This is a genomic window from Pseudomonas sp. PB103, from assembly GCF_009764635.1.
GTDB lineage: Bacteria > Pseudomonadota > Gammaproteobacteria > Pseudomonadales > Pseudomonadaceae > Aquipseudomonas.
The window spans coordinates 1-14,024 of record NZ_RWIL01000072.1 but is presented as its reverse complement, the minus strand read 5'-3'; the positions used below and the strand labels follow the sequence as shown (position 1 = coordinate 14,024).

At 60.2% G+C, this 14,024-nt stretch carries 10 protein-coding genes; all 10 read left to right on the top strand.

Annotation, left to right across the window (positions count from 1 at the left end; all coding sequences use genetic code 11):
* Positions 1-234: 234 nt before the first annotated feature.
* The 10 genes from EJA70_RS13540 to EJA70_RS13495 all read left to right on the top strand — a co-directional run bounded on the left by EJA70_RS13540 (position 235) and on the right by EJA70_RS13495 (position 13,954).
* Positions 235-1,638 carry a polynucleotide adenylyltransferase PcnB gene (locus EJA70_RS13540; protein ID WP_008080858.1) on the top strand — a complete coding sequence of 468 codons (1,404 nt, stop codon included), beginning with the start codon at positions 235-237 and terminating at the stop codon, positions 1,636-1,638.
* A 4-nt stretch (positions 1,639-1,642) separates the two neighbouring features.
* Entirely contained in the window at positions 1,643-2,128 is a 486-nt protein-coding gene (gene folK, locus EJA70_RS13535) for a 2-amino-4-hydroxy-6-hydroxymethyldihydropteridine diphosphokinase (protein WP_158831297.1), read from the top strand.
* 445 nt (positions 2,129-2,573) lie between these two features.
* Complete coding sequence (gene panB, locus EJA70_RS13530; RefSeq protein WP_158831295.1) at positions 2,574-3,374, top strand: 3-methyl-2-oxobutanoate hydroxymethyltransferase; 801 nt, start codon at positions 2,574-2,576, stop codon at positions 3,372-3,374.
* Entirely contained in the window at positions 3,371-4,231 is an 861-nt protein-coding gene (panC, locus tag EJA70_RS13525) for a pantoate--beta-alanine ligase (protein ID WP_158831293.1), read from the top strand. Before panB ends, panC begins: the two co-directional genes overlap by 4 nt.
* 374 nt (positions 4,232-4,605) lie before the next feature.
* Positions 4,606-6,270, top strand: coding sequence for a glucose-6-phosphate isomerase (gene pgi, locus EJA70_RS13520; protein ID WP_158831291.1), 1,665 nt, complete (start codon positions 4,606-4,608; stop codon positions 6,268-6,270).
* Positions 6,271-6,500: 230 nt separating this feature from the next.
* Positions 6,501-8,438 carry an acetate--CoA ligase gene (acs, locus tag EJA70_RS13515; RefSeq protein ID WP_158831289.1) on the top strand — a complete coding sequence of 646 codons (1,938 nt, stop codon included), beginning with the start codon at positions 6,501-6,503 and terminating at the stop codon, positions 8,436-8,438.
* A gap of 51 nt (positions 8,439-8,489) precedes the next feature.
* On the top strand, positions 8,490-9,359 hold the full coding sequence (locus tag EJA70_RS13510; protein ID WP_158831287.1) for an oxygenase MpaB family protein: 870 nt from the start codon (positions 8,490-8,492) through the stop codon (positions 9,357-9,359).
* Between the two features lie 131 nt (positions 9,360-9,490).
* Positions 9,491-10,507 carry a class I SAM-dependent rRNA methyltransferase gene (locus EJA70_RS13505; protein ID WP_158831285.1) on the top strand — a complete coding sequence of 339 codons (1,017 nt, stop codon included), beginning with the start codon at positions 9,491-9,493 and terminating at the stop codon, positions 10,505-10,507.
* Positions 10,508-10,706: 199 nt separating this feature from the next.
* Positions 10,707-13,658 carry a DUF748 domain-containing protein gene (locus EJA70_RS13500; RefSeq protein WP_158831283.1) on the top strand — a complete coding sequence of 984 codons (2,952 nt, stop codon included), beginning with the start codon at positions 10,707-10,709 and terminating at the stop codon, positions 13,656-13,658.
* Complete coding sequence (locus EJA70_RS13495; RefSeq protein WP_158831281.1) at positions 13,658-13,954, top strand: DUF2845 domain-containing protein; 297 nt, start codon at positions 13,658-13,660, stop codon at positions 13,952-13,954. Before EJA70_RS13500 ends, EJA70_RS13495 begins: the two co-directional genes overlap by 1 nt.
* Positions 13,955-14,024 lie beyond the last annotated feature (70 nt).

Genomic DNA, 14,024 nt, shown 5'->3' with positions numbered 1-14,024 from the left:
CCGAATCAATAATAAAAAGAGCACGCAACTACTTCTTGGGGAGCTTCGGCTCCCCTTGTAGTTTCTCCCTCCCGGCAAAATCCCCTGTTTTTATCGCGCGCGACGCCTGTAGCCTGCGGCTTGCAGCTCAAATCTGCCGTGTCCTACACCATCCCCCGACTAAATGCTAGAATCTGCGCCCATCATGCGGTCATTCTTTGGTATGGCCGAACATTCCTTCAAACAGTGCATCCCATGCTGAAGAAGTTGTTCCAGTCATTCCGAACTCCCGTGCGTCGTACGCAACACATCCGCAGCACCCCTGAAGTGCTCAACAGCGGTCAACATTCGCTGCAGAAAACGCAGTTCAGCCGCTATGCGGTGAATATCGTCGAACGCCTGCAAGGTGCCGGTTACCAGGCTTATCTGGTCGGCGGTTGCGTGCGTGACATGCTGCTGGGCATCACGCCCAAGGATTTCGACGTCGCCACCAGCGCCACGCCCGAGCAAGTCCGTGCCGAATTCCGCAATGCGCGGATCATCGGCCGTCGCTTCAAACTGGTGCATATCCATTTCGGTCGCGAAATCATTGAAGTCGCGACCTTCCGCGCCAATCACCCGGTCAACGAAGACGACGAAGACAGCAATCAGTCTTCGCGTAACGAGAGCGGGCGGATTCTGCGCGACAACGTTTACGGCACCCTGGAAGAAGACGCGCAACGCCGCGACTTCACCATCAACGCCCTGTATTACGATCCGGTCAGCGAGCGCATTCTCGATTACGCCAACGGCGTACACGACATCCGCAATCACCTGATCCGTCTGATCGGCGATCCGAAGCAGCGCTACCAGGAAGACCCGGTGCGTATGCTGCGGGCCGTGCGTTTCGCCGCCAAGCTCAACTTCGGCATCGAGAAGCACACCGTGCAGCCGATCCGTGAACTGGCGCCGATGCTGCGCGAGATTCCATCGGCGCGCTTGTTCGAAGAAGTGCTCAAGCTGTTCCTCTCGGGACACGGCGCGATCACCTTCGAAATGCTCGTCGATCTGCAACTGTTCGCCCCGCTGTTCCCGGCCAGTGCCGATGCACTGGAACACAACCCGGAATACACCCACACGCTGATCAGCGAAGCGCTGACCAACACCGACCTGCGTATCAAGCAGAACAAACCGGTGACCCCGGCGTTCCTGTTTGCCGCGCTGTTGTGGCCTGCCCTGCCGGCCCGCGTGTTGCGCTTGCAGGAACGTGGCATGCCGCCAATCCCTGCGATGCAGGAAGGCGCACACGAGCTGATCGCCGAACAGTGCCAGCGCATTGCGATTCCAAAACGCTTCACCATGCCGATCCGCGAGATCTGGGACATGCAGGAACGCTTGCCACGCCGCAGCGGCAAACGTGCCGACCTGTTGCTGGACAATCCGCGTTTCCGCGCCGGTTACGACTTCCTGCTGCTGCGTGAAAGCGCTGGCGAGGAGACTGATGGCCTCGGCGAATGGTGGACGGACTATCAGGACGCCAACGAAAGTGAGCGCCGCGACATGATCCGCGACCTCAGCGGCAAAGGTGATGACGCCAGCGGCGCGCCACGCAAACGTCGTCGCAGCAGCGGCTCCAAGCGCAAACGCGCCGGTGCCCCGAGCGCTTCGACAGGCGAGTAAAGGCATGGAACGCATCTACATCGGCATGGGCAGCAACCTCGCTGACCCGGCCGAACAATTGCGCAGCGCCGTCGAGGCGCTGGGGCAATTGCCGCAGACTTCCCTCGCCGGTGTTTCAGCTTTCTATCAAAGCGATTCCCTGTTGCCGGGCCAACCGCGTTACACCAACGCGGTGGCGGCGCTCGACAGCTCCCTCGCCCCACTGGAACTGCTCGATGCGTTGCAAGCGATCGAGAATGATCAGGGCCGCGAACGCCTTGAGCGCTGGGGTCCGCGTACACTGGATCTGGACATTCTGCTGTTCGGCGATCGACTGATCGACGAACCACGGCTGAAAGTCCCGCATTACCAGATTCAGGAACGCGCCTTCGTGCTGTATCCCCTCGCCGAACTGGCCACGCCGGCTCTTCATCTGCCCGATGGCCGCGCCCTCGCCGAGATGCTGGCCGCGTGCCCGTTCATCGGCCTCGAACGCCTCCCCCACCCCTGACACTGCGTCGGCCCTTTGTGGCGAGGGGATTTATCCCCGATCGGCTGCGCAGCAGTCATAAAACCAGCAAATGCGCTGTGACAGAATTGTCGCGTTCTGCTGTTTTGGGGCTGCTTCGCAGCCCATCGGGGATAAATCCCCTCGCCACAAAAGCGGTTTTCCCAAATGGATTTTGTCGGACAAAAAATCGTCTAATCAGACCCGCCGCGCCGCTGAATCGCATCAGTAACGCCGGTAACACTCCCCTCGTAACATTGCGGTAACACACGCAATTGACTTCCGCTTGGCTCATCACGACTATAGGCGTCCCGCTGCCGCCAACCCGGCACACACGGGCGCAAGCCAGGCCTTATAAGCACGACAAAAGACCGTGCGCCTGAGTAGATGACGAATCACGCGCGTTACTCGCAGTAGTTTCCAGAGCGCCTGAACGAGGATTTTTTACATGCCAGCCATCACCCTGACCACGCTCCAGAGCCTCAAGCAGAAAGGTGAAAAAATCACCATGCTGACCTGCTATGACGCGACCTTCGCCCACGCCTGTAATGAGGCCGGTGTTGAAGTGCTGCTGGTGGGCGACTCCCTTGGCATGGTCCTGCAAGGTCACGACAGCACGCTGCCGGTGACCACCGCAGAAATGGCCTACCACACCGCCTGCGTCAAACGCGGCAACAGCGACGCGTTGATCCTTGCCGATCTGCCGTTCATGGCCAACGCCACCCTCGAACAAACCATGAACAACAGCGCCATGCTGATGCAGGCTGGTGCGCACATGATCAAGGTCGAAGGTCAGCTGTGGCTCGCGGAGTCGATCCGTCTGCTCGCCGAACGCGGTGTGCCAGTGTGCGCGCACATGGGCTTGACCCCGCAAGCGGTGAACATTCTCGGTGGCTATAAAGTGCAGGGCCGTAACGAGAACCAGGCGCGGCAGATGCGTGCCGACGCGATCTCGCTGGAGCAGGCCGGCGCGGCGATGCTGCTGCTGGAATGCGTACCGAGCGAACTGGCGGCCGAAATCAGCCAGGCCGTGAAGATTCCGGTCATTGGCATCGGCGCCGGTAACGCCACCGACGGTCAAGTGCTGGTGTTGCACGACATGCTCGGCCTGTCGATCACCGGCCGCGTACCGAAATTCGTCAAGAACTTCATGCACGGCCAGGACAGCATTCAGTCCGCGCTGAAGGCTTACGTCAGCGAAGTCAAAGCCACCACGTTCCCAGGCATCGAACACGGATTCTCGGCATGAATACTGTTAAAACCGTACGCGAGCTGCGCGCCGCTGTAGCCCGCGCCCGCAGTGAAGGCAAGCGCATCGGCTTCGTGCCGACCATGGGCAACCTACACAGCGGCCATGTCGCGCTGGTGACCAAAGCCACGCAACGCGTGGATTTTGTGGTCGCGAGCATTTTCGTCAACCCGCTGCAATTCGGCGCCGGCGAAGACCTCGACAAGTACCCGCGCACCCTCGCCGCCGATCAGGAAAAACTGCTGGAGGCCGGTTGCTCGCTACTGTTCGCACCGACGGTCGAAGAAATGTACCCCGACGGCATGGCCGGGCAGACTCGCGTCAGCGTGCCGCAACTTTCTGAAGGCCTGTGCGGCGCCAGCCGTCCGGGGCACTTCGAAGGTGTCGCGACCGTGGTCAGCAAACTGTTCAACATGGTCCAGCCGGATCTGGCGATTTTCGGCCAGAAGGATTACCAGCAACTGGCGGTGATCCGTGCGCTGGTGCATGACCTGAACATGCCGATCCAGATCATCGGCGAGCCGACCGTACGCGCCGCCGACGGCCTGGCATTGTCCTCACGCAATGGTTTCCTCAGCGAAGAACAGCGCGCGGTGGCGCCGGTGGTCTATCGCGCCCTGAGCAACATCGCCGAGTCGATCAAACAAGGCGAACGGGATTTCCCGGCGCTGATCAGCGCTCAGGCGCAACAACTGGAAGCGGCTGGGTTGCGTCCGGATTATCTGGAAATCCGCCATGCCCTGACCTTGCGTCCGGCGACGGCTGAAGACCGTGATCTGGTGATTCTGGTGGCGGCGTTCCTTGGCACCACACGGTTGATCGACAACTTGCACCTGAATCTCGATAGCCCGGTTTAACAGCAAAATCAAAAGATCGCAGCCTGCGGCAGCTCCTACATAACCCGGTAGAAGCTGCCGCAGGCTGCGATCTTTTGCGTTGTATTGCCGCTCATAAAGCCTTCGGGCACACTGCCGGCCGTTCGATTCCAGCCCGGGAGGTTCAGCTTGCCTCAGCGCCCCCTCCCCTCCGTTTGTCGGCCATTCCCGGTATTAATGTTAAAAAAGTACAGGGATCTGGTCAGACAAAGTCAAGACAGATCGCAGCGCGAGGTTTACTGTATTCGCCCTGCGCCAATAAATCGTGTCGACGCAGTTTGACCCCGCGCCTAAACAGGGTGCGCCGGTCTGTTCAGTGTTCAAAAGCCGTTCAAGTAAAAAGGAAAACCGCAGCGATGGCGTATTACCTCACTCCTAAAGACGTTACCGCTCTGCCCGCCTGGCAAGCGTTGAAAGAACACCGCCAGGCCATGCAGGATTTCAGCATGCGCGAGGCCTTCAACGCCGATCCGCAGCGCTTCAATCAGTTCACCCTCAGCAGCTGCGGCCTGTTTCTCGATTATTCGAAGAATTTGATCAACGCCCAGACCCGCAACCTGCTGGTGGGCCTGGCCAATGAAGTTGATCTGAAAGGCGCGATCAAAGCGCTGTTCGATGGCGAAATCGTCAACACCTCCGAAGGCCGCCCGGCGCTGCACACCGCCCTGCGCCGTCCGGTGGGCGACAAGTTGTCGGTCAATGGTGTCAACGTGATGCCGGAAGTCCACAAGGTGTTGAACCAGATCACCGACCTCGTGGGCCGCATTCACGACGGTCTGTGGCGCGGTTACACCGAGAAGCCGATCACTGACGTGGTCAACATCGGCATCGGTGGCTCGTTCCTCGGCCCTGAACTGGTTTCCGAAGCGCTGCTGTCCTACGCGCAGAAAGGCGTGCGTTGCCACTATCTGGCGAACATCGACGGCAGTGAGTTCCACGAGCTGACGCAAAAACTGCGTGCCGAAACCACTTTGTTCATCGTTTCGTCGAAGTCGTTCAACACCCTCGAAACCCTGAAGAATGCGCAGGCCGCACGTGCCTGGTACCTGGCGCAGGGCGGTTCGGAAGCCGAACTGTATCGTCACTTCATCGCCGTATCGAGCAACAACGCCGCCGCCGTGGCGTTCGGTATCCGCGAAGAAAACATCTTCCCGATGTGGGACTGGGTGGGCGGTCGTTACTCGCTGTGGTCGGCGATCGGTTTGCCAATCGCTTTGGCCATCGGCATGTCCAACTTCAAGGAATTGCTGTCCGGTGCCTACACCATGGACCAGCACTTCCAGACCGCGCCGTTCGAACAGAATATGCCGGTGCTGCTGGCCCTGCTCGGCGTGTGGTACGGCAACTTCTGGGGCGCGCAAAGTCACGCGATCCTGCCGTACGACCACTACCTGCGCAACATCACCAAGCACTTGCAACAGCTGGACATGGAATCCAATGGCAAGAGCGTGCGTCAGGACGGCACCCCGGTGTCGACCGATACCGGCCCGGTGATCTGGGGCGGCGTCGGCTGCAACGGTCAGCACGCTTACCACCAGTTGCTGCACCAAGGTTCGCAGTTGATCCCGGCCGATTTCATCGTACCGATCGTCAGCTTCAATCCGGTCTCCGACCATCACCAGTGGCTGTACGCCAACTGCCTGTCGCAGAGCCAGGCGCTGATGCTCGGCAAGACCTTGCCGGAAGCCGAGCAAGAGTTGCGCGACAAGGGCATGAGTGAAGAGCAGGTGCACAAACTGGCGCCGCACAAGGTGATCCCGGGCAACCGCCCGAGCAACACCATTGTGGTTGAACGCATCAGCCCGCGCCGTCTCGGCGCACTGGTGGCGATGTATGAACACAAAGTGTTCGTGCAAAGCGTGGTCTGGGGCATCAACGCCTTCGACCAGTGGGGCGTCGAGCTGGGCAAGGAACTGGGCAAAGGCGTTTACAACCGCCTGGTTGGCAGCGATGAAACCAATGCTGATGACCCTTCCACCCAAGGCCTGATCAACTACTTCCGCGGTCGTCACCGCGGGTGATAGGCTGAAGGGGCGGTTTGCCTGCCCCTTCAGCTTGCAACATCGACAGTTCCACGGCACCGGGCTAATCGCAGAATCGGTGGCGTACACGATCCCTGTAGGAGCTGCCGAAGGCTGCGATCTTTTGATCTTGACCTTAAAAAACAAGATCAAAATATCGCAGCCTTCGGCAGCTCCTACGAGGGTCGTACAGCTCCCCTCTTGTCGCACAACAAGAATAAGGAACCGTCATGTTCGATATCAGCACGTTCCCCAAAGCCGATGCCGTCCGCCGGGCTGCGCAGTTGAGTCAGGAAGACTATCGGCGTCTGTACCGCGAATCCATTGAACACCCCACGGCCTTCTGGGCCGAACAGGCCACGCGCTTTCTCGACTGGAGCACACCGTGGCAGACCGTTCAGCGCTATGACCTGAAAACCGGAGAGGCCGCCTGGTTTGCCGGGGGCAAACTGAATGTCAGCTACAACTGCATCGACCGCCATCTCGAACAACGCGGCGATCAAACCGCCCTGCTCTGGGAAGGCGACGACCCCGCCGAATCGGCACAAATCACCTACGAAAAACTCCATCACCATGTCTGCCGACTGGCCAATGTGCTGAAAAGCCGTGGCGTGAAGAAAGGCGACCGGGTGTGCATCTACATGCCGATGATCCCCGAAGCCGCTTACGCGATGCTTGCCTGCTCGCGGATCGGCGCGGTCCATTCGGTGGTGTTCGGCGGTTTCTCCCCGGACTCCCTGCGCGACCGCATTCTAGACGCCGACTGCCGCACCGTGATCACTGCCGACGAAGGCGTGCGCGGCGGCAAGTTCGTGCCACTGAAACAGAACGTCGACAAAGCCCTGCAGAGTTGCCCGGACGTCAGCACCGTTGTAGTGGTCGAGCGTACGCAGGGCAAAGTCGAATGGGTCGAGGGCCGCGATCTCTGGTATCACCAGGCCGTGCGCGACGTCAGCGACGATTGCCCGCCGGAGCCGATGGACGCCGAAGATCCGCTGTTCATCCTCTACACCTCCGGCAGCACCGGCAAACCCAAAGGCGTGCTGCACACCACCGGCGGCTATTTGCTGCAAGCGGCGATGACCTTCAAGTACGTGCTCGATTACCGCGACGGCGAAGTGTTCTGGTGCACCGCCGACGTCGGCTGGGTCACCGGCCACAGTTACATCGTCTACGGCCCGCTGGCCAATGGCGCGACCACATTGATGTTCGAAGGCGTGCCGAGCTACCCGAGCAGTTCGCGATTCTGGCAGATCATCGATAAACACAAGGTCAACATTTTCTACACCGCACCGACCGCCCTGCGCGCGTTGATGCGCGAAGGTGCCGAACCGTTGCAGGAAACGTCGCGCGCCAGCCTCAGATTACTCGGCAGTGTCGGTGAGCCGATCAACCCGGAAGCGTGGGAATGGTATTTCAACGTGGTCGGCGAACAGCGTTGCCCGATCGTCGATACCTGGTGGCAGACCGAAACCGGCGGCATCATGCTCAGCCCGCTGGTCAGCGCCCAGCGGATCAAACCGGGCTGCGCAACACAGCCGATGTTCGGCGTGCAACCGGTGCTGCTCGACGAGCAAGGCAAGGAAATCAAAGGCGCCGGCAGCGGCGTGCTGGCGATCAAATCGAGTTGGCCGGCGCAGATTCGCAGCGTCTATGGCGATCCGCAGCGGATGGTCGACACCTATTTCAAACCTTACCCCGGCTATTACTTCACCGGCGACGGCGCACGCCGCGATGAGGACGGCGATTACTGGATCACCGGGCGCATCGACGACGTGATCAACGTCTCCGGCCACCGCATCGGCACTGCCGAAGTGGAGAGCGCACTGGTGCTGCACGACAGCATTGCCGAGGCCGCCGTGGTCGGTTACCCGCACGACGTCAAAGGTCAGGGCATCTACGCTTTCGTCACGCCGATGAACGGTACCGAACCGAACGACGAGTTGAAGAAAGAACTACTCGCCCACGTCAGCAAGGAAATTGGCAGCTTCGCCAAACCGGACCTGATCCAGTGGGCCCCGGCCTTGCCGAAAACCCGTTCAGGCAAGATCATGCGGCGCATTCTGCGCAAGATTGCCTGCAACGAACTCGACAGCCTCGGCGACACCTCGACCCTGGCCGATCCGAGCGTGGTACAAGGCCTGATCGACAAGCGCCTCAATCAGTAACCCGTCGAGCGCGGTCAACCGGCCGCGCCCGCCCTCCTTCACTGAGTGCTCATGGAATTCATCCGCAGTCGCATTGAACACCAACTCATGAGCCTGACCGGGTTGTCGCTCGGTCAGCTCGACCTGGAGAACCCCAAGGGTGACCCCGGCCTGTTCGGCCCCGACTCGGTCAGTTGGCAAGTACACGGCGATTTCAGCAGCATGTTGATCGGCGGCATCAGCGCATTGTTGTTACAGGCGCTGCACCCCTTGGCGCTGGCCGGGGTTTGGGATCACTCCAACTTTCGTCAGGACATGCTCGGGCGTTTGCGCCGCACCAGTCAGTTTGTCTCCGGCACCACGTTTGGCTCCAGGCGTGATGCCGACTGGCTGATCGAGAAAGTGCGCACCATTCACCTGCAAGTGGTCGGCACCGCGCCGGATGGTCGGCCTTACGCCGCGAGCGATCCGGACTTGCTGACGTGGGTGCATGTTGCGGAGGTCAGCAACTTCCTCGCGGCGCATTTGCGCTATCGCAATCCGCAGTTGTCCGTTTCGGATCAGGATCGTTACTACGCGGAAATCGCCGTGGTCGCCGAACGTCTGGGCGCACGCGATGTGCCCAAGTCGCGGCTGGCTGTGGCCGAATATCTGCAAGGCATGCGCCCACAGTTGCTGTGCGATGGCCGCAGCCGTGAAGTCTTGCGCCTGTTACTGGCCGCGCCGGCGCCGAGTGTTCTGGCGCGACCTTTTGGCGATATGATGATGAAGGCGGGGATTGATCTGCTGCCGGACTGGGCCAGCGACATGCTCGACATCCGCCAGAGTTCGCTGCAACGCCAACTGATTCGCGCCAGCGTCAGACGCAGCGCGCCAATGCTGCGCTGGGCAATGCGCAACGGCTCGGTACAACGGGCCAAACGCCGCATGGGGCTGAGCTGATGCTCAGAGCTGCAAGCTGCAAGTTTTGAGCTTGAAGCTTGAAGCTTGAAGCTTGAAGCTTGAAGCTTGGAGCTTGCAGCTCAGTAACTGCTAAACTCCCGCGCCCCCATTCTCTCCAGCAAGGCGCATGCATGTCTTCCTTGAATCAGGCGCTGCGCGCCGCCCTCGATCAACGCCAGGATTTGCTGGCCGAGCTGCACCGCCAGGGCACCGATTGCTATCGGCTGTTCCACGGCAGTCAGGAAGGCGCCGGCGGTCTGACCATCGACCGCTACGGGCCGCAACTGCTGGTGCAGAGTTTCCACCAGACGCTGGAGCGTGACCACCTGCTGCAACTGCATGCCATGGTCAATCAAACGTTGGGCCTGGAAACCCTGCTGGTCTACAACGATCGCTCGCGCGGCAATTCGCGCATCGACCGCGAAGACAGCGTGTATAAAGCCGACGACGCCGCACTGGTTGATCTGGTTGGCCATGAGTGGGGCTTGAACTACCGCGTACGCGGGCGACATGCCGGCCAGGATCCATTGCTGTTCCTCGATCTGCGCAACACCCGCGGTTGGGTCAAGGAGCACGCCAAGGGCAAATCCGTGCTCAATCTGTTCGCCTACACCTGTGGCGTGGGCCTCAGTGCCGCAGCCGGTGGCGCCAGCGAAGTGTGCAACCTGGATTTCGCCGAAGGCAATCTGGCGGTCGGTCGCGAAAACGGTCTGCTCAATCCGCAGTTGCCCGAGATGCAATTCATCCAGTCCGACTACTTCCCGGCGATCCGCCAGTTGGCCGGCCTGCCAATCAGCCAGCGCCGTGGGCAGAAACTGCCGAGTTATCAGCGCCTCGATCAGCGTCAATACGATCTGGTGCTGCTCGACCCACCTGCCTGGGCCAAGAGCGCCTTTGGCACCGTCGACCTGCTACGCGATTATCAAAGCCTGCTCAAACCAGCCCTGCTGACCACCGCCGACAACGGCGTGCTGATCTGCTGCAATAACCTGGCGAAAGTCAGCATGGACGACTGGCGCGAGCAAGTGCTGCGCTGTGCCGAGAAGGCTGGCCGCCCAGTGCGCGAATGGAGCGTGATGACCCCAGGCGCCGACTTCCCGTCCCTCGACCAGCAACCGCCACTGAAAACCCTGATCCTGCAGCTATAAGGAGATCCCTGTAGGAGCTGCCGAAGGCTGCGATCTTTTGATTTTGTCTTTTTTTAAAACAAGATCAAAAGATCGCAGCCTTCGGCAGCTCCTACACAGTCGTGCATATTTCCAGACAAATCTGAACAATCCTGACCCATGCGATGTACTTCGGAACCAGAATCGCGTGCCATACTCCAAGGCACTCCGATTCAGACAGATGAAGCCGCACATGCCCAAAGGATTGATTCGCGCGATTGGCGCCTTGTTGACTGCTCTGGCCCTCTACAGCCTGCTGGGGTTTCTGATTTTGCCGGGCATTGCCCTGCGCGTGGCCAACCAGCAACTGGCCAACTACGCGACCGTGCCTGCGCATATCCAGCGCATTGAGCTCAATCCGTTCAGCCTTGAGGTCACCCTGTGGGGCCTGGTCATTGGCGAGCCGGGCAAGGAACAGGTCGGCTTCGATCGTCTGTACGCCGACTTGCAAATCGACAGTCTGTGGACCAAAGCACTGCATCTGGCCAACATCGAACTGGACAAACCCAAGAGCGAGATCCTTTTCGCCAAAGACGGCAAGCTCAATCTGCTCGGCCTGTTCAAGGTTCCGGCCAGCGAGCCCACTCCCGCCGACCCGAACGCCAAGCCTTTCCCGCTGCGCATCGACAACATCAAACTGGCCGGCGGCGTCGTGCATTTTCAAGATGTACGTCCCAGCGAGCCCATCGAATTCCTTTACGACGACTTGAGCTTCGAGCTGAAGAACCTCAGCACCCTGCCCGAAGACAGCGCCGACATGACCCTGGTCGCCATCGGCCCGGCCGGCGGTCGAATCGACTGGAGCGGTAATTTCAGCCTGATCCCATTCACCTCCGAAGGCACGCTGAAAGTCACCGACGGCAAGATGAAAGCCTTCTGGCCGTACGTGCGTGACTCGATGCCGCTGGTACTCGAAGACGGCGTGATCAGCCTCAGCACCGAATACAAACTCAATCTGTCGAAAGAAACCGAACTGCTGCTCAACAACGTCGCCGTCAGTATTGCGCCGTTCGCTATCAAGGCCCCAGACGGGCGTCCGTTGGCGAAACTCGAACGCCTGGACGTCAGCGAAACCTCCGTGGACCTGGCCAAACAGCAAGTGGTAGTCGGCAAGATCCGCAGCCAGAAACTCGAAACCTGGGCCGCACTGGAAGCCGACGGCCAACTGGACTGGCAGAAACTCTTCGCCAGCCAGCCATCGAAACCGGCTGCCAAAGCCGCTGCCGAACCGGCCAGCACGCCGGCAGCCGCGGACTCGCCGAAGGCTGAACCGAACGCCCCGAGCAAGCCTTGGCAAGTGCTGCTCAAAGACGTGCAATTGCGCAACTACACCGTCCATTTGGCTGACCGCTCGGCGAATCCGCCTGTGGCGCTGGATATCACGCCGCTGAACGTCGATCTGGAGGGTTTCGACAGCCTCAACGGCTCGCCCTTCAAGCTCAAGCTCGACAGCGGCCTGGGCAAGCAAGGCAAGATCAGCGCCGACGGCACGGTCAACCTCGCCCCGGTCAACGCTCAGCTCAATGTCAAAACCCAGGACATCGACCTGCGTGTCGCGCAGTCCTACATAAACCCGTTCATTCGCCTCGAACTGCGCAGCGGCATGCTCGGCAGTGACTTGAAGGTCAACCTCAAGAGCACCGCCCCGCTGGCCCTCAGCGTCACCGGGCGGGCGCAGATCGATCAACTGCACACCCTCGACACCCTGAAAACCCGCGACTTCCTCAAGTGGCAGCAAGTGGTGGTCGAAGGCCTGAACTATCAACACGGCGACAGCCTGTCGATCGACAAGGTCAATCTGTTCCAGCCGTATGTGCGGTTCATGATCAACGATGATCGCACCACCAACATCGACGACCTGCTGATCCCGCAACCGGCCGACAGCGGTGCGAAAACCACGGCGGCAAAACCGGCCAGCAACGACAAACCGCTGGGCATTCACATCGGCGGCATCGCTATCAATGACGGCTCGGCCAACTTCGCCGACTTCAGCCTGACACCGAATTTCGCCACCGCCGTGCAGCAACTCAACGGTCAGATCGGTACCATCGACAGCCGTCAGGCAAAACCGGCCAGCGTCGACATCAAGGGCAAGGTTGACCGTTATGCGCCCGTGACCATCAAGGGTGCGGTCAATCCGTTCGATCCGATGGCCAGCCTCGACATCGCCACCAGTTTCAAACGCGTCGAGCTGACCACCCTGACCCCGTATTCCGGCAAGTTCGCCGGTTACCGCATCCGCAAGGGCCGGCTCAATCTCGACCTGCATTACCTGATCACCAAGGGCCAGCTCAAAGCCGAAAACAAAGTGGTGGTCGAGCAATTGCAGCTCGGCGAAAAAGTCGACAGCCCGGATGCCGTGAGCCTGCCGCTGAAACTGGCGATTGCCCTGCTCAAGGACGTCGACGGCAAGATCTCCATCGAACTGCCAGTGACCGGCGACTTGAACAATCCGCAGTTCAGCGTGATGCCGATTGTCTGGCAGACCCTGCGCAACCTCATCGTCAAAGCCGCAGCCGCCCCTTTCAAAATGATTGGCGGACTGATCAGTGGCGGTGGGTCGGAAGACCTTGGCACCGTGTCGTTTGCCCCGGGCTCCAGTGAACTGAGCAAGGATGCCGAAGCCGCGCTGGTCAAACTGTCCCAGGCACTCAAGGAGCGTCCGGCGCTGCGCCTGGAAATCGAAGGCACCGCTGCCAAGAGCAGCGACGGCCCATTGCTCGCCGAGCAACGTCTGGAGCGTGAATACCAGTACAACTACTACAAAATGCTCCAGCGTCGCGGCGATAAGGTGCCGGCCCAGGCGTCCCTGATTCAAGTACCGGACGGTGAGAAAGGTCCGCTGCTCGAAGGCATCTACCGCACCCGCCTGAAAACCCAGCCACCGGCCGAATGGAAGGATCTGGGCAAGGAGGAACGCACGGCGAAGATGCGCGAAGGCGTGATCCAGTTCTGGAGCAGCAGCGATGTGTTGTTACGTCAGTTGGGTCAGGACCGTGCCAGCAGCATCAAGGATTATCTGGTCGACAAAGGCCAATTGGCAGACGACCGCGTGTACTTCATCGACGCCAACCTTGGCGAGGCCGAAAGCGATGGCCGCGTGGTGACGCAAATGCATCTGGATGCCGAATGATGAAACGCCATTGGCTGGCCGCGCTGACACTGACCTTCGCTACCGGCCATGCCGTGGCGTCCGACACGCTGCGCTGTGGCAGCCAATTGATCAGCCTCGGCGATCGCTCCAGCGAAGTCCTGCAAAAGTGTGGCGAACCGGTCAGCCGCGATGTGTTGGGCTACAAGCGCAGCGCCAATCGCCGCGAGGAGTTCCAGGTCGAGGAATGGACGTACGGGCCGAGCAACGGCATGTACCAATACCTGCGCTTTGAAGGCAATCGCCTGCGGCAGATCAACAGCAAACGCGGTCACTGAAAAGATCAAAAGATCGCAGCCTGCGGCAGCTCCTACAGGAAACGCATTCCAATGTAGGAGCTGCCGCAGG